20 protein-coding genes and 1 tRNA gene are annotated in these 22,891 nt (G+C 59.6%); 20 read left to right on the top strand and 1 reads right to left on the bottom strand.

Going from position 1 to position 22,891, the window contains the following annotated elements:
• Nucleotides 1-31: 31 nt before the first annotated feature.
• From G5S37_RS24585 to G5S37_RS24535, 11 genes are all read left to right on the top strand, one after another.
• Nucleotides 32-703: a sigma-70 family RNA polymerase sigma factor gene (locus tag G5S37_RS24585; RefSeq protein ID WP_165207553.1), complete on the top strand. Its 672-nt coding sequence runs from the start codon at nt 32-34 to the stop codon at nt 701-703.
• 71 nt (nt 704-774) lie between these two features.
• Nucleotides 775-1,773 (top strand): hypothetical protein, encoded by a 999-nt coding sequence (locus G5S37_RS24580; protein ID WP_165207551.1) that lies wholly within the window; start codon nt 775-777, stop codon nt 1,771-1,773.
• 263 nt (nt 1,774-2,036) lie between these two features.
• On the top strand, nt 2,037-2,732 hold the full coding sequence (locus G5S37_RS32755) for a type II secretion system protein (protein WP_165207549.1): 696 nt from the start codon (nt 2,037-2,039) through the stop codon (nt 2,730-2,732).
• A 159-nt stretch (nt 2,733-2,891) separates the two neighbouring features.
• The gene (locus tag G5S37_RS24570) at nt 2,892-3,545 is read left to right on the top strand and encodes an N-acetylmuramoyl-L-alanine amidase (RefSeq protein WP_206026129.1); all 654 of its coding nucleotides are present in this window, start codon (nt 2,892-2,894) and stop codon (nt 3,543-3,545) included.
• Nucleotides 3,546-3,556: 11 nt separating this feature from the next.
• On the top strand, nt 3,557-5,062 hold the full coding sequence (locus G5S37_RS24565) for an NAD(P)H-hydrate dehydratase (protein WP_165207547.1): 1,506 nt from the start codon (nt 3,557-3,559) through the stop codon (nt 5,060-5,062).
• A gap of 113 nt (nt 5,063-5,175) precedes the next feature.
• Nucleotides 5,176-6,186 carry a signal peptide peptidase SppA gene (sppA, locus tag G5S37_RS24560; RefSeq protein ID WP_165207545.1) on the top strand — a complete coding sequence of 337 codons (1,011 nt, stop codon included), beginning with the start codon at nt 5,176-5,178 and terminating at the stop codon, nt 6,184-6,186.
• Between the two features lie 27 nt (nt 6,187-6,213).
• Complete coding sequence (locus G5S37_RS24555) at nt 6,214-7,059, top strand: CPBP family intramembrane glutamic endopeptidase (RefSeq protein WP_165207543.1); 846 nt, start codon at nt 6,214-6,216, stop codon at nt 7,057-7,059.
• A gap of 17 nt (nt 7,060-7,076) precedes the next feature.
• Nucleotides 7,077-7,976: a thiamine-phosphate kinase gene (locus G5S37_RS24550; protein ID WP_165207541.1), complete on the top strand. Its 900-nt coding sequence runs from the start codon at nt 7,077-7,079 to the stop codon at nt 7,974-7,976.
• Nucleotides 7,973-8,383, top strand: coding sequence for a tRNA (adenosine(37)-N6)-threonylcarbamoyltransferase complex ATPase subunit type 1 TsaE (gene tsaE, locus G5S37_RS24545; RefSeq protein ID WP_165207539.1), 411 nt, complete (start codon nt 7,973-7,975; stop codon nt 8,381-8,383). Before G5S37_RS24550 ends, tsaE begins: the two co-directional genes overlap by 4 nt.
• Nucleotides 8,384-8,413: 30 nt before the next feature.
• Nucleotides 8,414-9,076: a tRNA (adenosine(37)-N6)-threonylcarbamoyltransferase complex dimerization subunit type 1 TsaB gene (gene tsaB / locus G5S37_RS24540; protein WP_165207529.1), complete on the top strand. Its 663-nt coding sequence runs from the start codon at nt 8,414-8,416 to the stop codon at nt 9,074-9,076.
• Between the two features lie 70 nt (nt 9,077-9,146).
• A complete protein-coding gene (locus G5S37_RS24535; RefSeq protein ID WP_165207517.1) occupies nt 9,147-9,575 on the top strand; it encodes a hypothetical protein in 429 nt (142 codons plus the stop codon).
• A gap of 628 nt (nt 9,576-10,203) precedes the next feature.
• On the opposite strand, the gene G5S37_RS24530 is transcribed toward G5S37_RS24535, so the two are convergent.
• Nucleotides 10,204-11,118: an NTP transferase domain-containing protein gene (locus tag G5S37_RS24530; protein WP_165207515.1), complete on the bottom strand. Its 915-nt coding sequence runs from the start codon at nt 11,116-11,118 to the stop codon at nt 10,204-10,206.
• 130 nt (nt 11,119-11,248) lie between these two features.
• Here G5S37_RS24530 and thiE point away from each other — a divergent pair, with 130 nt between their 5' ends.
• The 9 genes from thiE (at nt 11,249) to G5S37_RS24480 (ending at nt 22,857) form a co-directional block, all read left to right on the top strand.
• On the top strand, nt 11,249-11,893 hold the full coding sequence (gene thiE, locus G5S37_RS24525; RefSeq protein WP_165207505.1) for a thiamine phosphate synthase: 645 nt from the start codon (nt 11,249-11,251) through the stop codon (nt 11,891-11,893).
• A gap of 282 nt (nt 11,894-12,175) precedes the next feature.
• Entirely contained in the window at nt 12,176-13,096 is a 921-nt protein-coding gene (locus tag G5S37_RS24520) for a PfkB family carbohydrate kinase (protein ID WP_165207503.1), read from the top strand.
• Nucleotides 13,097-13,112: 16 nt separating this feature from the next.
• On the top strand, nt 13,113-14,819 hold the full coding sequence (locus G5S37_RS24515; RefSeq protein ID WP_165207501.1) for an ABC transporter ATP-binding protein: 1,707 nt from the start codon (nt 13,113-13,115) through the stop codon (nt 14,817-14,819).
• 120 nt (nt 14,820-14,939) lie between these two features.
• Complete coding sequence (gene purN, locus G5S37_RS32600; protein ID WP_240914705.1) at nt 14,940-16,349, top strand: phosphoribosylglycinamide formyltransferase; 1,410 nt, start codon at nt 14,940-14,942, stop codon at nt 16,347-16,349.
• Between the two features lie 189 nt (nt 16,350-16,538).
• On the top strand, nt 16,539-18,545 hold the full coding sequence (locus G5S37_RS24500) for a UvrD-helicase domain-containing protein (RefSeq protein ID WP_165207499.1): 2,007 nt from the start codon (nt 16,539-16,541) through the stop codon (nt 18,543-18,545).
• 108 nt (nt 18,546-18,653) lie between these two features.
• A complete protein-coding gene (locus G5S37_RS24495) occupies nt 18,654-19,016 on the top strand; it encodes an iron-sulfur cluster assembly accessory protein (RefSeq protein WP_165207497.1) in 363 nt (120 codons plus the stop codon).
• Nucleotides 19,017-19,098: 82 nt separating this feature from the next.
• Nucleotides 19,099-19,173 (top strand) — tRNA-Lys (locus tag G5S37_RS24490).
• Nucleotides 19,174-19,336: 163 nt separating this feature from the next.
• On the top strand, nt 19,337-21,007 hold the full coding sequence (locus G5S37_RS24485; protein WP_206026128.1) for a beta-galactosidase: 1,671 nt from the start codon (nt 19,337-19,339) through the stop codon (nt 21,005-21,007).
• Between the two features lie 326 nt (nt 21,008-21,333).
• A complete protein-coding gene (locus G5S37_RS24480; RefSeq protein ID WP_165207493.1) occupies nt 21,334-22,857 on the top strand; it encodes a TolC family protein in 1,524 nt (507 codons plus the stop codon).
• Nucleotides 22,858-22,891: the final 34 nt, after the last annotated feature.

The raw sequence follows: 22,891 nt of genomic DNA, 5'->3' as shown, positions 1-22,891 counted from the left end.
GAGGTTGTACCTAGACTTCCAGCCCCACGCCATGGCCGACCCCACCGCCAAGCCCGCGAGCAACCCGGAGAAAATCAGCAATTCTCCGCAGACCCGCAAGACCCTCATCGAAAAGCTCGACAACTGGTCCGACTGGTCCAGCTGGGATGAGTTCTATCGTACCTATTCGGGATTCGTGTGGCATGTTGCACGAAAGTCAGGCCTGAGTGATGACGAGGCGAATGACGTGGTGCAGGAGACCTTCATTGGTGTGGCGAAGAATCTTCAGAAGAAGAAGTTCGATACCAGCCAGGGCTCCTTCAAAAGCTTCCTGCTCAACCAGGCCCGCTGGCGCATCCTGGATCAGTTCCGCCGGCGCAAGAAGCAGTACGAGCGTGAGGCCAACATCCATTTTGATGAAGATGAGGAGCGCCGTACTGCGCCGATTGATCGTTGCGCGGATCCGCAAGGCGTGACCCTGGAAAAACTCTGGGACAAGGAATGGCAGGACCAGGTGATGGAGCTTGCGCTGCGTCGCGTGCGCTCGCTGGTGTCTCCAAGGCAGTTTCAGATCTTCTCCTGTTATGTGCTCAAGGGATGGAGTCCAGAGCGCGTGAAGGAGGAGTTGGGCGTGAATGCTGCCCAGGTGTATCTCGCGAAGCATCGTGTGGGTCGCATTCTCAAGCGCGAAGCGGAACGGCTTTCTGAAGAAGCAGGTCACTGAATTTTTTGTCGACTGGCAGGCCTTGCAGGAGTCAGGTGAAGTGCTGGAGGCGGTTGCCTCTGGCCGCGGTCATGAAAACACTTCTCGTTGCTCTCGCCTGTTTCTGCGCACTCCGTACTGCCGTTGCGCCTGCGGCTGAACTCTCGATCTACGGAACGCAATTCCAGCTCGATGGCAAACCCTTCCCGTTCACCGGGGTCAGCTTTTTTAATGCGATCTACAATCCCGCCTTCAATGCCTCTTCAGAGGTGCGGCGTGAGTGGCTGGGTCAGTTTTCCAGACATGGAATCAATGTGCTTCGCATCTGGGCGCAGTGGGACAATCGACGCGGCTTCGTGGATGCATCGCCGGAAGCTTCGCTCTATCATCCGGACGGATCCTTGAGGGCTGATAAGGTGGCGCGATTGAAGGAGATTCTTGCGGATGCGGATGCTTGCGGCTTTGTGATCGAACTGTGCCTGTTTTCACAGGAGAGCTATGCGCATAACATCCGGCTCGATCCGGATCCACAGGACAAAGCCGTGAGCTCGCTCACGAATGAACTGAAGCCGTGGCGCAACCTTGTGTTCCAGATCTGGAATGAAAAATCTCTGCGCACCCTGGAGATGTTGCGAGTGATCAAAGCGAACGATCCCAAACGGCTTGTCACGAACTCGCCGGGCTTCGCGGGTGATCTCGGCAAAGACGAGGAGAATACAGCGCTCGATTTCCTCACCCCGCATACCAGCAGGCAGGGGGCTGGTCGCACATGGGAGATCGCGCCAAGCGAGGTCGCATCTCTGTTGAAAAAATTCAACAAGCCTGTGGTGGATGATGAACCGGCTCGCAACGGCACTTCAAAGTTCGGCGGCCCCAAGGAAGCGACGCAGCCCATGGATCACATCCTGCACATCCACGCGGTGTGGCAGGCGGGAGGTTACAGCGTGTATCACCACGACATGTTCCAGACGGGCTATGGCACACCGGCATGTCCGCTCAGCGGCATCCCGGAACCGGATTTCAGTGCCTACCACGGAGCGGTCTTCGACTTTCTCGCGAACCGCGAGAGGTACTGGCCAGCGGGCAGATGACGACTGGCGAGGCGACGGATCCAGTCTTGAATTGGCTCTTCTTTTGCCGTGGAGAAGGCTCGCTAATCCAGTTTCTTATGAAACGATAAAAATATTGAGCGTGAACCACTTGGGATGCGCGGGACGCCGTTCAAAAATTCCCGAAATAAAGTTCTACACAGGGTGTGTCTTTTTTGTTCTAATCGGATCGGAAACCGCCTCTGGCTTGGGGCATTTCCCGCAGAACATACATATACATAACTCAAATACATCATTAGCAAGATATGAAAACTCGACTCCAGCAGGGCTTTACCCTGATTGAACTCCTGGTGGTTATCACCATCATCGCCATCCTGGCGAGCCTGGCCGTGCCGACCTTCGGCCGCATCCAGGAACGTGGTAACATCACCAAGGGCATCAGCAACGCCCGCCAGATCATCACCGCCATGCGCATCTATTCCTCGGACAATGGCGGCAACTACATGGACAACGCGAAGACCGGTGATGAAGGTACGAATCCGGAGGACGCCAATGCCGCCTTCCGCGTGCTCTTCACCGAAAACATCCTGGACAACGAACTCATCTTCGGCTGCCCGGTGAGCAAGTTTGTGCCGGATGGCAACATCGGCGGCAAGGAAGACACCACCCGCAAGGCTGCGGTCGACTCCGGTGAAAACCACTGGATGATGACCAAGGGTCTCTCTGACTCCGCCTCGGGCAGCATTCCGCTCGTGTTTGAAAATGCCATCGATGCCACGTGGAATCCCTCGTGGGACGTGGATAAGAAGGGTACCAATGCCAAGGGCCGTTCCTGGTCCAATGGTGTGATCATCGGCATGAATGACAGCAGCGTCGGCATCCAGCCGCTGAACGGTAAGAACGGGCAACAGCCCCTCAAGACCCTCGGCAGCGGCGGTGACGAGAATCTCTTCACCCAGCATGAGGATTTTGAGATCCTCGACGTTCAGGGTGGCAACTAATTGAGTTGGTGCTGTAGCACCGCTAACCCATTGATTCTGTAGATGCCGCAGGCCGGGTGCCTGCGGCATCTTTTTTGGGGTTGCCTCAGCGGTCCTTTCGTTTAAAAAGACAGCTTCCCTTGCGCGGCGGAATCAACTGCTGTTCATTTTGGACTATTCATGTCGGCCCCCACTGTGAATGAAACTGGAGCATCCATGCGGCCAAAGGGCTTCCCGCTCTTCACGGCGCTGTTGCTGGTATTGTGCTCCTGGATTTCCTCGACCGGCGTGGCGCGCGCGTTTGATACGGTGATTCTGGATCCCGGTCATGGAGGGCACGACCGCGGTGCCGCGATCGGCTACGTATTTGAAAAACACCTGGCGCTCGACACCGCCCGCCGGGTGGAGCAGCTCCTGCGCGCCCAGGGGCTCAAGGTCATCATGACCCGCAGTTCGGATGTGTTCATCCCGCTGCCAGGTCGCTCCTCCAAGGGAAACAGCGTCCGGGATGCGGTCTTCGTCAGCATCCATTACAACTACAGCCGTGGTGGATCTGGCAATGGTCTGGAAACTTTCTACTGCCACAACGACAGCTACAAGCTCGCCGGCTACATCCAGGCTTACATCATTCAGGAGTCGCGACTCTCGAACCGTGGCGTGAAGCATGCGAACTACCACGTCATTCGCGAGACCTCGAAGAACCCTGCCGTGCTGGTGGAGTGTGGTTTCGTGAGCAACTCCAGTGAGCGTGCCGCCATGATGACCGGCCTGTATCGCGAGCGCCTCGCCGTCGGCATTGCCAAGGGCATTCTGGCGTACCGCTCGGACCGGTAGTATGCTGGCGCATGATCGTCTCGTGCGCGCAGATGCTGGAGGGTGAAAAGGCGGCCTTTGACCGCGGCGTGAGTGCCGCAGACCTCATGGAGGAGGCGGGGCGTGGTATCTTTGAAGCCATCTTGCAGTTCCATCCCAAACCGGGGACAGCGGTGCTGTACCTCGGGAAGGGCAACAACGCCGGCGATGTCCTCGTGGTGGGGCGGATGCTGCTGGAGGCCGGTTGGAAGGTCCTTGCGCGACCCGTGAGCGATGTGTCGAAGTTCAAGGAACTGCCGGCGAGGCACTGGAAGGCTATGGAGGGGCGAGTGCCCGTGATTTCAGGACTTGGTGACTTGGAGCGTGAGAGAGAGTCCGTTGTGCTGGTGGATGGGCTTCTTGGCATCGGAGCCTCGCCTCAACCATTGAGAGCAGACTACGCAGCCGCGGTTACGGAAATGAACGCCTTCCGCCGCCGCCGCCATGCATTCACCGTGGCGGTGGACCTTCCTACCGGACTCGATCCCAGGAGGGAATCAACGGACCCTTGTGTCGAGGCGGATCTCACGGTGACGGTGGCTCATGTGAAGGAAGATCTGCTCACGGATACCGCCGCCAGGGTGGTTGGCAGACTGGCTGTCGCCCCTTTGAAAGAGCTGGGAAATCCAGACGGCCAGAAAAAAGGACTCCGGGAACTCACCCCCCGGGAGCTGCTCCCCGCACTGCCGTGCCGTTCCTTCGACTTTCACAAGGGAGAGGCGGGCCGTGTGGGAGTGATTGCAGGCTCCCGGGGCTACGTGGGGGCGGCCATCCTCACGGCCACGGGTGCCCTGCGGGGCGGAGCGGGGCTGATTACCTTGTATGTGAAGGAGGATGCCTATCCGATTTTCGCGGCCAAGGCCCCCCCCGAGGTGATGGTGAAACCCGTCGGGGACTACCGCGAAGTGCTGGAGAACCGGCACGACGTCCTGGCCATTGGACCCGGGCTTGGAAGGCAATCAGAGGACCGCATGCTCGAAATCATCCAGCACTCGGAAACGCCGATGGTGCTCGACGCGGATGCGCTGAACATGCTCGCGGATGGACGTTTGGCATTGCTGAAATCCCTGAAGGCCAGCACTTTGCTGACGCCACACCCCGGTGAAATGCAACGGCTCACGAAGGGCATGCCAGACGGCCAGGGTCTCACTCGAGCTGAGACGGCGATGAGAATGGCAGGGGGCTTTCCGAAGACCACTTGGTTGCTCAAAGGTTCGCGCACTGTCATCGCGACTGAAGGCCAGCCTCTTTCCTTCAACACCACCGGGCACCCTGGCATGGCCACGGGGGGTATGGGGGATGTGCTGACCGGGGTGTGCGCGGCTTTGATAGCCCAGGGAGTGGAGGTCCACGATGCTGCCTGCCTCGGTGCCTGGGTCAGCGGAAGAGCGGCGGAATGCGCGCTGCTCGACGGCCAGTCTGCCGAGTCGTTGACACCTGGGGATGTGCTGGCGCATTTGGGCACGGCATTCGGGGATCTGAGGCGGCTGGTGTATTGAGTTGCGTTTCCAGCACGGCGGCGGTGCCGTCGTCGGAGGCTTGCCGTGCCGTGGCGAAACTGGCTGCCAACGTTTATTGCCTTCCGCCCCAGCCTGCTTAATGTCCCCGCGCCATGAAAAGCAAAGGTATCGGGTGCTTGATCATTTTCCTCATCGTCGCACTGGTCCTCAGTGTCATGTTCAACTTTGTCGGCCTTGTGGCGATGGTGGGGTCGGTCCCATACGTGCGGCCGAAGCCGACGTACGCCGAGGTGCTGGAGCAGGACGCCTTGAGCAACTCCAAGGACAAGATTGTGCAGATCGACATGGAGGGCATCATTGCCAGCGGTTCCGCGGGAGGGTTGTTCTCTTCTGGAGGCTTGGGTGTGGAGGGGGTGAAGCGTGCTCTCGAGCAAGCCGCGTCCGACTCAGACGTACGCGCCATCGTGCTGAAGGTGAACTCCCCCGGTGGCGAAGTCACCGCGTCCGACACGTTGTACAACGCGGTAAAGGAGGCCAAGAAAAAGAAGCCGGTGGTGGTGTACATGGACAGCATGGCTGCCTCGGGTGGCTACTACCTCGCCTGTGGTGCCTCCAAGATTGTGGCGAATGAGACCACCCTCACGGGCAGCATCGGCGTGATCATCCAGACGCTGAACTACAGCCAGACCTTCGACAAGGTGGGCCTGCAGACGATGACCTTCGCCAGCGGCGCCTTCAAGGACAGCCTCAGTGGCTCACGCCCGATGCGCGACGATGAGAAGGCTTACATCCAGAGCCTGGTGACGCAGATGTACAACAAGTTCCTCGGCATCGTGTCCGAGGCGCGTGGCATCGACATCGAGACCCTGAAGAATGGCATTGCCGACGGACGGGTGCTCACCGGCAAGGAGGCTCTGGAGAAGAAGCTGGTGGATAAAGTCGGCTACGTGGAAGACGCCTATGCGCTGGCGAAGGAGCTCTCGAGCTCCGCGAATGCCATGGTTGTGCGCTACCAGCGCAGTCCCGGCCTGGGCGACATCTTCGGAGCGCTGGGCGAATCCCAGGCATCACGTGGCACGCTGAAGATCGATGTCAGCGAGCGCCTGCTGCCGCGTCTGGAAGCCGGCCGCATGTACCTGCTGCCATCTCACATGGTTCCCTGATCGCGCGTCGGCTCATTCCTACCTCCCATGAGTCACGCTGAATCCATGGCCGTCCTTCGGGACGTGTACCTGATTGGCTTGGGGTCAGCGGCCGTTGCCGTGTTCATCTACGCCCAGATCCGCAACCGGGCTCATGTGGCGTGGAACTATCAGGGCAATGTCATGGCGCGGCCCTACAACGCGCTGGATGCCATCGCCGTGCTAATGTTGCTGGGCCTCTTCGGGTTGAACTTCTTTGTGACTGCCCCGGAGACGGGTGGCGTGACTGGAACAAGCGAGGAGCCGGAAAGGCTGGGGTCAGCGGCCATCCTTGTAGGAATGCTCTTCAACCTGGTCATCTGTGCGTTTATCATCATCTACCTGCGGCTGTTCCGCGATTTGCATCCCCCGGAGCTGTTCGGGTTGCGTCACATGCCCGTTCACCATGCCCTGCTATGGGCGGTGCTGGGAGTCGTGGCCACCTATGGGGTGGTGATACTTGTCTCGCAGTTGAAAGGCAGCGCCGTTCAGGAGGAAAATCCGCAGGAAACGGTGGAGGCGTTTCGTAAAAATGCGGATTGGGGCTTCCGTATCCTGATGGGATTTATGGCGATTGTCATTGCACCTGTCACCGAGGAACTGATGTTCCGGGGCTTGGTGTATGGCGTCACCAAGCGTTTTACGGATCGGTGGTTTGCCACGATTTTCTCCGCCCTCATGTTCTCCATCATCCACTTCCATGTGGGAAGCGCGCCGGAGTTGTTTGTGCTCGGCGTGGGATTTGCTCTGGCCTATGAGCAGACCGGGAGCCTGCTGGTGCCGGTGTTCATGCACATGTTTTTTAATGCCTGGAATATTTTCTGGATGGCTGTCGCTACCTTCGTCTCTCCCTGAGAACTCTGACCCCGACCATGTCCACTGTTTCTGCCATTGGAGAAAATCGCCTGGTGCAGTTGCTCACCGAGAAGCTGGCGCAGCGTGAGGATGTGGTGAAGGGCGTAGGAGATGACTGTGCCGTGGTGCTGCCTGCGCCGCGAGGCTGGTTGCAGCTCCTGAAGACAGACTGCGTCGTGGAGGGTGTGCATTTCCTCAGGGAGCATGCGCCTGAGCAGGTGGGCTGGAAGGCCATGGCCCGTGCGGTGAGTGACATCGCCTCCATGGCAGGCGAGCCCCAGCACGCCCTCGTCACTCTGGTGCTGCCTCCAGACACGGAAGTGATCTGGGTGGAGAGGCTCTATGAAGGCCTGCAGCGCTGCGCGAATCTCTTCGATGTTGCCCTGGTGGGAGGGGAAACTTCCTCAGGCAGCCAACTGGTGATCTCCGTGAGTCTTGCCGGCCGGGTGAAGACCACCCGCTGCGCCCGCCGCGACGGCGCGAGGGAGGGTGATGCGATCATGGTCACCGGCCGCCTGGGTGGTTCCCAGGCCGGACACCACCTCACCTTCATCCCGCGTCTGACCGAGGCGGAGTGGCTCGCAGAAAATGCCCGTATTCACGCGATGATGGATATCAGCGATGGCCTGGCCAAGGATCTCCCGCGCATGGCCGCAGCGAGCGGCGTGGAGTTTGTGATCGAGGAGCATGCCATCCCCGCACACGTGGGTTGCACCCGGGAGCAGGCATGGAGCGACGGTGAGGACTACGAGTTGCTGATTGCGGTACCGCTGCGTGCGGCCCGCCGCCTGGAAAGCTCGTGGAGCCGGAAGTTTCCTGAGACGCCGCTGACCTCCATCGGCAGGTTTGTTCCCGTGGGACATGGCGTGAAGCCATCTTTTCCGGGACAGGGATGGGATCACTTCGAGAAGGCATGACCGCACGGCTCGCACAGGTGGAGGATACGGTGGCCTGGGGACGCGCGCTGGCATCGGAGTTGAAGGCCGGCGACATCGTTGCCCTTGTGGGAAATCTCGGCGCGGGCAAGACCCATGCCACCAAGGGAATCGTGGCCGGGCTCGGCAGCGATGACGAGGTCAGCAGTCCGACGTTCACCCTGGTCCACGAGTATGTGGGCGGGCGCCTGCCGACGTTTCACTTTGATTTCTACCGCCTCGACGCTGCGCAGGAGGTGCTGAATATTGCCTGGGACGACTATCTCGATGGTGGTGGCGTGGTGATTGTGGAGTGGGCCGACCGTTTCCCGGAACTGATTCCGGATGGCGCACGATGGTTTGATTTTGAAATCCTGCCTGACGGCGCGCGGCAGGTGATGGAAAGGTGATGTTTCGTTTTGAGTTTGAGCCTTCCTTCCATGCCTGACTGTGTCCTTGCCATTGAAACTTCCACCCCGCGCGGCAGCGTGGCCGTGGTGAGGGGAGACGCGACGGTGGTGTACGAGCACAGCTTCTCGTCCGAGCGCTCGCACAATTCGCAGTTGTTTGAACCGTTGCGTGAAGCACTGGAGAAGTGCGGGGATGACCTGCGTGTCATTGTCGTGGGTACTGGGCCTGCCTCATATACCGGGGTGCGTATTGGCATTGCCGCAGCGCAGGGCGTGGCCATGTCGCGTGGCGTGCCGCTGGTGGGCCTGCCTTCCGTGCTGGCACCGGAGGTGGACGGTGCAGTGAGCGGGGAGAGATTTGTCGTGTGCGGCGATGCGCGTCGCGGGAAGTATTTCGTGGCGGAGGTGCGCAACGGCGCACTGGTGGATGCCGTGACCACGATGGATGCGGAGGCGTTTCGCGAGAAGCATGCTGCAAGAGGAGTGGATACACCGTGGTATACCTATGACGCGAAGCCGCCGCTTGAGCTGGAGGGGGTATCTTGTGGCATGCCCTCGGCGAGGGGGCTTGCGGAGATTGCTGCGGGGATGACGGATGATGGGATTGCTGCACTGGCAAGGTGGGCATTGGAGCCTGTGTATCTTGCGGAAGCGTATGTGACGCAGCCGAAGCCTCGTGGGACCGGGGCTTGAGCTGTGCAGTGGAAAGCGTGAGGCATCCATGCTACAGGTTTGAGTGGTGAACCTGTAGAGCGAGTAACCCATGCACAGAACCATCCTTGAGCACTTCGACGGTGTCTTCGGAGAGTTGGAGCGCTTGTATCGGAACAAACTGTCGGTGGACCTCAAGAAGGTGAGGCCCAAGCTTGAGGTCCTGTGCAATCTCGTGGAGGCAGATCTGGTCCGTCGGAGTGATTACCTGAATCGGTTCCTTCGCGTTGTTGATGAAATAAAAACGACGAAGGTGTGCTGTGACTTCAAGCGGAGCGTGCATGTTCTGGATTTTTGCATGCGCCGCTTGCAGTGGCCGGAAGTCGGACAGGCATTGAAGCTCATCTATGCGGACATCACGGAACCCGATGGCAGGTTGGAAATCGAAGTTTTGATCAAAAGAGTTTATGACCCACACTGGGAGGGTGGGGAGGTTGTGTTATTGACCCCAGACGAGAATATTTGGGATCTGACTCGATAGTTCCTTTCCGGTCATTGATAACACTTCAGAATATCCTTGGATCACGCAGTCGAGCAACAAGGGGGCTGATGTACTCACGAGTCGTCTCGTGATTTGCCAGGACGACTCGTGATGAGTTATGCAAGCACTCACCACCTTGCGCGCAGCGCTTTGGAGTGCGTGTGCGAAGCACCGCTTTGGGGCTGTCGCGATACCACTGGTTTATCACTTTGCGCGCCAAATAAACTGGTAGGGCACTGCTGCGTCGGTGCCCTGATAAGAGAGGGCGGAGGCGGGACGGAGTTCGGGTGTCAGAGGCTTGCCGCGACACAGTTCCACACCGCCTCCGCCCACTTAATTTGGAGGCCGACGCAGCGGCCCCCTACCGGTTCATTTGGTGCGCGGAATGATAGACCAGAGGAGTCGCCATAGACCAAAAGCGGTGCTTCGCACACGCACTCCAAGGCGCTGCGCGCAAGGTGATTTGCGAGTCGATGTTTCCACCATGACCAGCGAGGTTCTTCTCACGAGACGTGCAGTTAAAGTTAAATGCAAAAGGCCTCCTCACGTGGTGTGAGGAGGCCTTCCGAAAACTTAATCTGACTATTTCAGTGCGGACAAGGGCGAAACCAGAAGCTCGCTCTTAGTCTCAACCCCACAGCGGCGCAGGATATTCTCCGGCGTCCGTGAGCTTCTTGATGCTGGCGACCACGATCTCCTTGTCCTCGGGATAGGTCACTCCGAACCAAGAGCTGGAGGTCTGCAGTACTTCCACGTCCGCAGTGCCCTGCTTGATGAAGAGGTCCACTTCCTTGGGCACGTAGCACTCGGACTTCTGGCTGGTGCCTTCCTTCTTGAGGAAATTGATGAAGGCTTCGCGGAGCTGCGGGAACACATCGGGGGTGAAGCCCCAGAAGTTCATGCTCACGAGTTCGTGACCGGTGAGTTCGATATGATTGTCGGGATCCTCTTCGTTGCGCGCGCCGGAGTCCGTCTTCACGATTTTGGTCATCTCCGTCACGGAGGTGAGCTTGCCTTCGTGGCTGGTGCACACGCCACGAGCCACGCTGCCGTGGTCGGAGAGGGTGTTCTTGAGCTGGAAGCCGACAAGGGAGTAATGCTTGCGGCCATCCACCGGCTTCAGCGTGGCCAGGTTCGCGGCGAGCTTTGCAAAGGCATCCTGACCGTAGAAGTCATCCGCATTGATCATGGCGAAGGGTTCCTTCACCTGCTCTTCCGCCGCCAGCACGGCGTGCGTGGTGCCCCAGGGTTTCACGCGGCCCTCGGGCACGGTGAATCCTTCTGGCAGATCCGTGATGGACTGGAAGGCATACTCCACGGGGATGTGCTTGTCGAAGCGGCTGCCCACCTTGGTTTTGAACTCTTCTTCGAAGTCCCGGCGGATCACGAACACCACCTTGCCGAAGCCTGCGCGCAGGGCGTCGAAGACGGAGTAATCCAGCACGGTTTCACCGTTGGGTCCCATGGGGTCGAGCTGCTTGAGACCGCCGTAACGGCTGCCCATGCCGGCAGCGAGGATGAGAAGGGTGGGTTTCGTGGACATTGTGGAGGGAACGAGAGAATGCGAAAGAAATGCGGCCCAGAGAGTCCGCAGAGTGGGCTCAGCGGTCAACAGGAAACCTCGTAAGACCGTTGACCGCTGGTGGGGTCTGGAGGAACGATGATCGCTTATTATGCGCCCCATCGAAGACTGTCATCTGTACGGCATTGTGGATCTTGGCTATGTCAGCCCGGAGAACGTGGCGGGGATGACACACGCTCTCGTGGAGGGTGGGGTGGAGGTATTGCAGCTTCGCGCCAAAAAACTGGTGGCCGGAGAGGTGGAGCGCCTTGCGGAAGTCATGCTGCCCATCACACGGGCCGCCGGGGTGCCTCTGGTCATCAATGACCATCCCACGGTCGCTGCCAGTGTTCGCAGCGAGGGCATCCATGTGGGGCAGGACGACCTCAGTGTCGCAGAGGTGCGCGCCCTGGTGGGGCCGGACTGTTTTGTTGGGAAGTCGACCCACAGTGTGGCGCAGGCTCGGGCAGCCATGGAGGAGGGGGCGGACTACATCGGCTTCGGCCCTCTCTACGCCACGGGGACCAAGCCGGACTACACGCCTATCGGGCTGCAGGATATTGGGGAAGTGCATTCCTTCGCCACGAGGCCGGTGTTTTGCATCGGGGGGGTCAACTGGGAAAGGCTGCCGGAGATTCTGGCGGCCGGGGCGCGTCGCGTGGTGGTGGTGTCTGCTTTCCTTTGTGCGCCGGATGTGCGTGTCGCGGTGCGGCAGGTGAAGGATGCACTTGAGGCGCAGTGGAAGGTGGGGGGATAGAGGGGAAACTTCCTGCGTGATGAATGCTGGTGTGGGTATCTTGCTGAAGTTCAAGGGGATGCAGGATGCTGCTTGAATGGTGGGGGCCTTGGTCAGACCGGAGGTCTAACATCCGCTGTCAGGCGGGGACGCCTAACCTCCGGTTGATGGGGGCCGTGGCGCATGGTGCGGACTGGCATGGTTGCTCCATCTGGAGTCAACTTCTTCAGTTGCAGACGGGGCAGATGGGGTGAAACACTCCCGCCCTCCCATCCCGGGCACCGAATCCAGTTCCTTCAATCCATGTCCCTACTCATTTCCGGCTCCATTGGCATCGACAACATCAAGACTCCCACCGCCTCTGAAGACGGCCTGCTGGGTGGCTCCGCCTCGTACGCATCGCTGGCAGCGAGCCTGTTCGTGAAGCCGGTGCACATGGTGGGCATTGTCGGTGTGGACTTCCCGAAGGCGCATCTCGACCTTCTGACCAGCAAGGGGATTGAGCTCGGCAGCGTGGAGCGCAGCAGCGGCGAGAGCTTCACCTGGAGCGGCGAATACCACGCGGACATGAACACCCGCGACACCCTGAAGGTGGGCATCAACGTGCTGGAGAACTGGCTGCCCAAGCTTTCCGATGAAGCCGCCGGCGTGAAGTTCGCCATGCTCGGAAACATGAGCCCGGACAACCAGCTCCAGACCCTCAGCCAGTGCAAGTCCGTGGAATTCGTGGCGGCGGACACGATGGATCTCTGGATCAACATCGCCAACGAGCGCCTCCATGAGGTGATGAGGAAGCTCGACCTTCTCGTCATCAACGACGGCGAAGCCAAGCAGTTCACCGGCGCCAACAACCTCATCGAAGCCGGCCGCCGTCTGCAGGAGAAAGGGCCCAGGTACGTGGTCGTGAAGCGTGGTGAACACGGCAGCTTCCTCTTCGGCAATGGTCCGGAAGAATTTTTCGCCTGCTCCGCCTATCCGCTGAGCAGCGTGTTCGATCCCACCGGCGCGGGAGACAGCTTCCTCGGTGGCATGATCGGATGGCTCGCCTCCCAGAACAAGAGCCAGCCCACCTTTGAAGAGCTCAAGGTCGCGGTGGCCCACGGCAGCGTGGTGGCCAGCTTCACCTGTGAGGCCTTCAGCACTCAGCGCCTGGAGCGCGTGGGCACTGCTGATGTGAAAAAGAGACTCGAAGAATTGAAGGCCTATACTGCTTTCGCTGCGTAACACTTTGTTACGCTGAATGAAGGTCATCCTCCGTGTCTTTGGTTACGTCCGCCGGTATCCCGGCATGGCGACGGCACAGCTTACCTGTGCCGTCCTGGGCACGTTGCTGGTGCTGGTGTTTCCCAATCTTGCGCAACGCATCGTCGATGGCCAGGTGCCGCGTGAGCATATCGGGACGGCGATACTGATTGGCCTGGGCGCGTTCTTCGCCCAGGACTTTCTGAACGCCCTGCGCATCCAGCTCAACAACACCTTCGAGCAGCTCGTGATCTACGATCTGCGGAGTGAGATGTATGAGCGCCTGCAGCGGCTGCCGCTGCGCTGGTTCGACAACCGGCCCACCGGCGACATCATGACGACGGTGAGCGAGGATATCCCCGCGGTGGAGCGCGTACTCATCGACGGCATCGAGCAGGGGATCATCGCCATCCTGCAAATCGTCATCGTGGCGGTGTACATGTTCAACGTGAACACCACCCTCGCCTGGGCCACATGCGCGCCGGTGCCATTCATTGCCCTTGGAGCTCTTGCCTACACGCTGACTTCCAAGGATCGCGCGCGCAAGGTGCGCAAGGCCTCCAGTGCGATGAATTCCCTGCTTCATGACAACGTGGCCGGGATGCGCCAGATCAAGGCCTATGCCATGGAGAAGGAGGAGCACGCGCGCTTCAATCTCTCGAGTGATGCCCTGCGTCGTGCCACGCTGCATATCATGCGCGTGTGGTCCGTGTACCGGCCCACCATGAACTTCATGACGAACCTGGGCTACATCCTGGTGGTCTGGGTCGGGGCAAATGCGCTGTACCGCGGCGAGATTTCTGCCGGGGAGATCCTCTCGTTCATCATCCTGCTCCGGATGTTCTATGAGCCCATCGGGCAGATCCATTCGCTGAATCAGCTCTTTGTCGGCGGACGCAGTGCCGGGGAGCGTGTGTTCGACATTCTCGACGCGGAAGAGGAGAAGGACACCGGCACCGGTCGCACGCTCGACAAGATCGAAGGGCACATCGTCTACGACAAGGTCCACTTCAGCTATGGCAGTGTGCCCACGGTGAATGAGGTCTCGCTGGAGGCGAAGCCTGGGCAGACCATCGCCCTGGTGGGACCAACAGGTGCGGGGAAGAGCACCCTGATCAACCTGCTCACCCGGTTCTACGAATACGACTCCGGCCGCATCCTACTGGACGGCGTGCCAGTGAGTGAGCTGAACAAGTCCTGGCTGCGGGCAAACATCGGCTACGTGACACAGGAGAGTTTCCTGTTCAATGGAACGGTACGTGAAAACTTGCTGATTGGGCGTCGCGACGCCACCGATGACGAACTCTGGGCGGCACTGGAGAGCGCGAATGCGAAGGCGTTCGTGGAACACCTGCCGGATGGGCTCAGCACCAAGGTGGGGGAGAGGGGGATCAAGCTCAGCGTGGGGGAGAAACAGCGTGTATCAATTGCCCGGGCTTTGCTGCGCAATCCGCGCATCCTCCTGCTGGATGAGGCCACCGCCAGTGTGGACACGGAGACGGAGCGCCAGATTCAAGGGGCGCTGGATGCCCTGATGAAGAATCGCACCAGCTTCGTGATTGCCCACCGCCTGAGCACCGTACGGCATGCCGACCGCATTTACGTTCTGGAGAAGGGTGCCGTGGTGGAGTACGGCACGCACGACGAACTCATGGCCCACAATGGCCTCTACGCCGGGCTTTGCCGGACCAGCTTCATGGCGTAAGGGGCAGGGCTGGCCGCTGTTTCTTGCGGAATATTTTTGTTGCCACGGGGCCTCGCCTCCGTTCGCTTAGAGGCTCAGCCATTTTCGGAAAATCCCGCTCTTTTATCCTCACAGTACCCCATGTCCCAAGATTCCTGGATCACCACCGTGGATGCCGTCCGCGACTTTCGAGATCAGCTCGATGCAGAGGGACGGAAGCTGGTATTTACCAATGGGTGCTTTGACCTGCTGCATGCAGGGCACGTGCGCTATCTCCGTCAGGCGCGTGCGCTGGGAGATGGCCTCGTGGTGGCGCTGAATTCTGATTCCTCCGTGCGCACCCTGAAGGGCGAGTCCCGACCGATCAACAGCCAGGAAGACCGCGCAGAAATCCTCATGGCGCTGCAGAGTGTGAATGGCGTGGTGATCTTTGACGAACCTCGGGCCACGAAGCTCATCGAAGCCATCCGCCCGCACATCTATGCCAAGGGGGGCGACTACACCGTGGAAACACTGGATGCCGGAGAGCGCGAGGCCCTGAACAAGGCGGGGTCCACCATTTGCCTGCTGCCGCTGGTGCCAGGGAGGTCCACCACCAGCACGATTGAGCGCATGAAGCAGGGTGAAGAGCCTGCGCCTCCCACCATGGCCAAGGCGGCCGTTGCACCTGCCGTGGCACCGCTCCCTGCACCGCCGGCGACTGCGACTCCCTCCGGGGCGGTACCCGTCGCACTCGTCGCGGAGCCTGGCAAGGTCGTGACCCAGAGCATTCCGCTGCCTCTTTCGGAAATCAGAAAGACCAACACTCAGGGCATCCCTCTCCCTTTGGGTGAACCGAGGAAGCCGGCCACGGTCACCCAGGGCATTCCCAGGGTCATCACCACGACCGTCGCCCCGCGGGAGGAGCCTTTGTCCATTCAATCGCGTGCCACCGGCGCCGTGCCGCTCTCGCCGCGGGTGACGCCTCTGCGGATCGGTGTCCTGGGCAGTGGCCAGGGCACCAACTTCGAAGCCATCCAGCGCGCCATTGACGATGGCAGGCTGAACGCAGAGATCGCGGTGGTCATTTCAGACGTGGAAGGATCCCGCCTCCTTGCCAAGGCGCGTGAATCCGGACTCTCACGGGTGTTTGTGGATCCCGGTCCCAATCCGAAGATGCTGCCGATCGAAGCGCAGGAGGAAATCTATGAGCAACTCCGCGCCCATCAGGTGCAGGTGGTGGTGCTCACCGGCTTCATGCGCGTGATCAAGGATCCGCTCCTCTCGGGCTACAAGGATCGCATCGTGAACATCCATCCCTCGCTGCTTCCCAAGTTCAAGGGTAAGGCCGCCTGGGTGCAGGCACTGGAAGAAGGTGAAGTGGAGACCGGCTGCACCGTGCATCTGGTGAATGAAGAAGTGGACGGTGGAAAGATCCTGGCGCAGGCCAAGGTCCCCATCCACATCGGAGACACCGCGGACGACGTGTTCTACCGCATCCAGGCTGAGGAGCATCTGCTGCTGCCGGATGTGCTGAACAACTGGCGCGAGCGCGGGCTTCCGGTGGGGTGAGTTCCCGCGGAATAAGGGAAGATTAGCATGCTGGAAGGATGGGCTGACAGGTCCGTCCTTCGGCGTGAATGGCATGTGTTGTTCACCGGGATTTCGGTGAATGACTTTCTCGCGGCATTCACTTGTTTTGAATCGTCGATCAGCGTATGAGCACGCCCGTTTTCCGGGACTGTGGATCGCTGAAATTCGATGTCGTTTTCCTACGCACTTCTCAACCTCCAGCAACGTGATGCTGTCCAGACCATTCATGGTCCTGTCTTGATTCTCGCCGGTGCCGGCACCGGCAAGACGCGTGTGATCACCATGCGCATTGCCAACATGGTGGAGCAGGGCATTTCGCCTGAGAACATTGTGTCCGTGACCTTCACGAACAAGGCCGCGAGTGAAATGCGCGAGCGCATCACCGAGATCCTCGGCAAGGAGAAGGCAAAGAAGCTGACGCTGGGGACCTTCCACGCCTTCTGCATGCGCCTGCTGCGTCAGCATGCGGAAGCGCTGGGCTACAAGAACAACTTCACCATCTACAGCCAGGGTGAGCAGATCAGCCTGGTGAAGAAGATTCTCGCGCGCCTCCTGGTGAAGGAGGAAAGCTGCGACCCGACCATGGCACTCAGCCGCATCAGCAAGGCGAAGAATGCCGGCGTCAGCCTGGGGGATCCCATGGAGACGGTGGATGGCGCGCTGCAGCAGCTCTACACCGATGAGCTGCGCGCGATGAACGCGATGGACTTCGATGACCTCCTGCTCAACGGCGTGAAGCTGCTGGAGGACCATCCTGAAGTGCGCGATGCCGTGCAGGGCAAGCTGCGCTACGTGATGGTGGATGAATTCCAGGACACGAACACCCTGCAGATGCGCCTCCTGCGCGCGCTCGTGCCACCGCCGCACAACATCTGCGTGGTGGGTGATGACGACCAGAGTATCTACGGCTGGCGTGGTGCGGACATCACCAACATCAACGAGTACGAATCCTTCTTCCCCGATCCGAAGATCATCAAGCTGGAGGAGAACTACCGCAGTACCACGCCCATCCTGCACACGGCGAACAGCCTGATCCGCAACAACGTGGGCCGCCGTGACAAGTCCCTCTGGAGCCGCAATACCGGCCAGGATCCCGTGCGACTCGTGGTGACGGAGGATGAGAAGGAAGAAGCGGCGCTCATCGCGGACGAAATGACGGACGCGCAGACTAAGGGCGAGAAGTGGGATGACATGGCGGTGCTCTTCCGTACGAACGAGCAGAGCCGCGTGCTGGAAGGTGAATTCCGCAAGCGCAAGATCCCATACCGCATCATCGGTGCACGCAGCTTCTTCGATCGTCGTGAGGTGAAGGACATCCTCGCTTACCTCACCGTGCTGGCGAATCCGGATGATGATGTGAGCTTGCAGCGTATCCTGAATACGCCCACGCGTGGCATCGGCGCCGCGACTGCGGAGCTGGCTCGTGAACACTCCATCAAGAAGAGAACAAGTGTCTTTGCCGCGCTGAAGGATCCGGAGTTCTTGGAGAACATCTCCCAACGCCTTCAGTTGGTGATCAATGGATTTGTGGAGACCATCGAGAGCTTCCGTGGGCAGGCGCACCAGCCGCTGCAACCCCTGCAGCCGTTGGCCGAAAAACTCGTCGCCGAGATCCGGTACATGGACTACCTGGAGAAGCAGGCGAAGACGCCGGAAGACTTCGAGACCTGGAAAAACGGGATCAAGATGATCATGCAGTCGCTCACCGGCTATGATGAGCGCGCCAAAGGCGAGGGCCTGCAGGGCTTCCTGGATGAGACCAGCCTCAACGATGATCGTGAGGAGAAGGAGGACATCACCAAGAAGACCGGCGTGTGCCTGATCACGCTTCATGCTTCCAAGGGACTGGAGTTCCCCTACGTGTGGCTGCCCGGCATGGAGGAGGGCATCCTCCCTCACAAGCGGTCCATCGATGAGAACCGCAAGGATGAGGAGCGTCGTCTTTTCTACGTGGGCATCACGCGAGCCATGCGCAAGCTGACCATCAGCCACACCCGCTACCGTGTGAAGTGGGGCCAGAAGCAGACCTGCATGGCTAGCAGTTTCCTTCAGGAACTGGATCGCCAATACGTGGAGGAGTTCGACCACGCCGCCTACATGAATGAGGATCTGGAGGCGGACGACGCCGCCGATTTCATGGCCGCGATGCGTCGGCAATTGATGAACGAGGCGTAGGGGTATATGGTTGAGTTTCGAGTTCGTGGTTCTTAGTTCTTAGTTCTTGGTTGCCATCTTCGCATCTTGGGACGAGGGGGCGCGGCTTGGATTCCAGAACCTTTTTGAATGAGTGAACCCACCTACAAGCTGGGCAATGAGAAGCTGATCAAAGTGCTTCCCGGTGCCTCGAATCGCCTGCTGGGCCTGCTGAAGAAGCAGGGCCGGGCAGAGCATGGCGCGTTGCGAATTGCCGTGGTGGGAGGCGGCTGCTCCGGACTTCAGTATAAGATGGACCTCGTGGATGGGCCGGCCAACCGGGACATCATGGTCGTGTCCAATGAGGTGCGGGTGGTCATCGACCCCAAGAGCGCGCTCTTCGTTTCAGGCAGTGAACTGGACTACAGCGACGACCTCCAGAGCGAGGGTTTCAAGGTGAAAAACCCGAATGCCGTGGTCACCTGCTCCTGCGGGGAAAGCTTCGCCGCCTGAGAAGTGCGAGAGAAGTGAAATTTCTGAGCGCATTCAGCTTGCATTTTCGACAGATTCAGGCAGGTTCTCAACCCTCGCACATGGGTTTGTAGCTCAGTGGTAGAGCAGGAGACTCTTAATCTCTTGGTCGTGGGTTCGACCCCCACCGAACCCACCACTTTATTCTTTTGCGGTCCAGGAGACCGCCAGTGCTTGAGGCAACGCCATGGGAATTGGATTGCTTTTGCGAACGTCGTTGTGCTTCATCGGAGCCGGACGTTGACGTTATGATGAAGATTCCCGCCTGCCTTTTCCTTGCCTCGATGGTGCTTGCTGGGGCGATGAGCACCCGCGCTCAAGATGTGATGGATCCCGCGGCGCTCGGTTCGTTCGGCATTGGGAGCTGCCACATCAATGGCCGATCGGTGCAAGATGCGGAGCGGTGGGTGCCGCAGATGCAGGCCATCGGATTGAAATACTACCGGGCGCTTCCCACGGGATGGTCCCAGGTGGAGCCGGAGGAGGGGAAGTGGGACTGGAAGGATCTGGACGGGCAGCTGCAATATCTCACCGAGCGCGGTTTTGCCGTAGGTGGTTTGCTCAATGGCGGTGTGAAGTGGAATGCTCTGGACAAACCGGGCACGCTCCCGGTGAACAATCTTCCGGCCTGGTCAAACTATGTGTCTGCGATCGTGCAGCGTACGAAGGGCCGCGTGAAACGCTGGGAGGTCTGGAACGAGCCTCCAAACGGCACCGGTCGCGACCAGACGCCGGTGGACTATGCGAAGCTCGTCGTGGCCAGCTACAAGGCCGCGAAAGCTGCGGACCCGACATGCCTGGTGGGCATCGCTGCGAAATCCGTGCACGTGAATTACCTGGAGCAGGCCATCAAAGCGGGGGCGAAGGACCATTTCGACTACATCACGCTGCATCCCTATGAGGTATTGAACGGGGTGGCGGACAACGTGGGGACGGAGTCTGTCTTCATGCACATCGTGCCCACCGTGCGGAAGATGCTTGCCGCCCAGAATCCGGAGAAGGTGAATGTGCCCATCATTTTCACCGAGCTTGGCTGCGATGTGAAGAAGGGCGCGGATGTGCAGGCGCACGCTCTCGTGAAGGCGTACACCATGGGCATCGCGCAGGGTGTGGCCTGCATCCAGTGGTTCGAGGGGATGGATGGCGACAGTGGTCCGCTGGGTTTGCTCGATCGGAAGGGCGTGGCGCGTCCCTCCTATACTGCCATGGGGCAGATGATCCGGCATCTCGGCCAGCATCCGGACTATCTCGGTTGGGTGCTCTTCCAGGAGAAACACTATGGCTTCGTCTTCCAAGGAGCGGAGGGGATCGTGCTCATCACCTGGGCACATCAAGGTGGTGCGGCGGAAGTTTCATTCAAACAACGGGTGCGGATCGTGAATCCACTGACCGGCGGGATCGCCAGTGTGGATCGGTTGACATTGGCGGCGGCGCCGATGCTGGTGCTTGATGTGCCGGATGATCTGGTCGCGCAGGCAAAGACAAACAGGGGCAAGCCCTTGCCGTGGGGTGGCGACTATGCGCAGGCAGAGTCTGTGTCCATCACCATGGAGGGGAAGCAGGTGGAGAAAGGTCTGCACACGCTCTCGGGTGATGCTGTGGCCGGCGCGGTGGTGGCCTACGGTGGTTCCGCCCGCGCCGGGAGTGTGCCTGGTGGAAATGTCTTCGTCGTCGATCCCCAGTTTCTTTCCTACGACACCGTTCCCATCGAGATCACCGCGGTGGTGCGCCGCAATGAGGCCAACGACAATGCCGGTTTCAAGTTGGTGTATGAGTCGACGAATGGACTCAAGACCGCGAAGAGTGGCTGGTACACCGTGCCGGACAACAAACAGTGGCACACCGTGCGATGGCAGATCGATGACGCACAATTCGTAAACTACTGGGGCTACAACTTCGCCTTGGAGTCGGACGGAAACCAGTACAACAAGTACTACATCCAATCCATTACCGTCGCAAAACGGGGCAAGTGACGTGGTTGCCGAGATACGACAGTCATGGCTTGAGTGCCTCAGAACCAACCGCCTGTGACATGCCGTCCGCCAAATCTACAGGCCGCGAGCAACGGGAGGCTTTGGGACTTTTAACCAAATTGCGGGGAAACATCCTCGACTTCCTACGTAAGGGCCTGCTAAGTAAAGACACGATTGAACGTTGTAGATAATCTGCATCTATGAAACACTCCCGTGCTTCGGTAAACGCCACTACCAAACGTATCCTTAACCCGCGGGCGGTTCTCGCTATGGTGTTTGCACTGGCTGGAGCAAATGGTGTGCAAGCACAGACCCAGGTCGAACACATGTCACTGCATCAGGTGGTGGCGCTGGCACTGGAGAATAATCACGACATCGCGGTACAGAACCTGAACAAGGTGATCGAGCTCGAGCGGGCCAACATCGCCCGCGCTGTCTTCGATCCAAAACTGGAAGGCGCCTATGCGTACCAGTACATCGATACTCCGCAGAATGCTCAGGACTTCGTGGCCACGGGCGGTGGCGCCGCTACGTCGGAAGTGATTGCTTCCCAGACCGGTCTTTCGTCACCAATCCTGCGTGAGCCGACCATCTTTGAACAACGCAACCATGTGGGAAAACTGGCCCTGGTGCAGAAGGCTCCCTGGGGTGCCACCTTTGAACTGGGCAGCAGCCTCCGTGTGCTGGACAACACGCTGAACCGCAATCAGCCCCCTGGCATCTTCCATCCGGAATATGAGACCTTCACTGGCCTGACGGTGACGCAGCCGTTGCTGAAAGACTTCGGTGCCACGGCAAATCTTGCCGAGCTGCGCATTGCGAAGTCGAACATGCGCGTGGCGGATCTCGAGTGGCGCTCACGCACGGCCGCCACCGTGGGGAACGTGATGAAGCTCTATTATGATGTGATCTTCACCTACGAGAACATGGCCGTGCAGAGTGATGCCATCGAGCTCGCGGAAAAGCTGCACAGCGACAACAAGAAGCGCGCTGAGCAGGGAGTCATCCAGCCGAACGATGTGCTTGCGGCCGAGGCTGCGGTGTACGAGCGCAAGGAAGGCGCGCTGCTTGCAGAGACTCAGTACATCGAGCGGCAGAACACGCTGCAGACTCTTTTCAAGAAAGGTACGGATGCCGGCACGAGCGTGCGCATCCGCCCCGCCGATCGGTTGAAGGATTCGGTCACGGTGCCGTCCCGTGCTGAGTTGCTGGGCAAGGCGACGGGAGCCCGTTATGACATCCTGCAGGCGATGGAAATCGTGGATCAGCGTCGGCATCAATCCCTGCTGGCCGATAATCAATCGCGTCCGCGCTTTGACCTCATCGCCAGCGCCGGGGTGCATGGTCTGGCAGGCAGCACGGGTCGCTCCTATGACGAGGCGGCGGATGGTCAGGGCCCGGAGTGGACGGTGGGCGTGACCTTCTCCGTACCCCTTGGCTTCAATCGCATGCGCTCGCAGGCCCGCCTCGCCGCGCATCAGGAAACGCAGGCGATCATCGACGTGGATCGCGTGAAGGCGCAGATTTCCCTGGAGCTTGATACCGTGCTGAGCCGCATCGACATGGACCGCCAGCGTCTGGCCTCTGCTCGCAAGAGCCGCGAGGTCGCTCAACAGACGATGGAGGGCGAGGTGAAGCGTCTTAATGAAGGTGTCTCCACCAGTTACCAGGTCCTGCAGTACCAGAAGGAATACTCCCAGACCCGCAGCCGTGAACTCGCGGCCTTGGCGGACCTCAACAAGGATCAGGTGGACCTTTGGCTCGTCACGGGCCAGATGTTGGAACGGCAGGGCATCGTGGTGGAAGGCGACGACAAGGAAAGTCGCGCCGTGCCTGCCCCGCAGAAATAGTCCGCCAAGTTCTCGCGTTCGTTGCTCCCACATG

Source organism: Roseimicrobium sp. ORNL1 (assembly GCF_011044495.1).
Lineage (GTDB): Bacteria > Verrucomicrobiota > Verrucomicrobiia > Verrucomicrobiales > Verrucomicrobiaceae > Roseimicrobium.
This window is presented reverse-complemented; position numbering and strand designations above follow the sequence as displayed.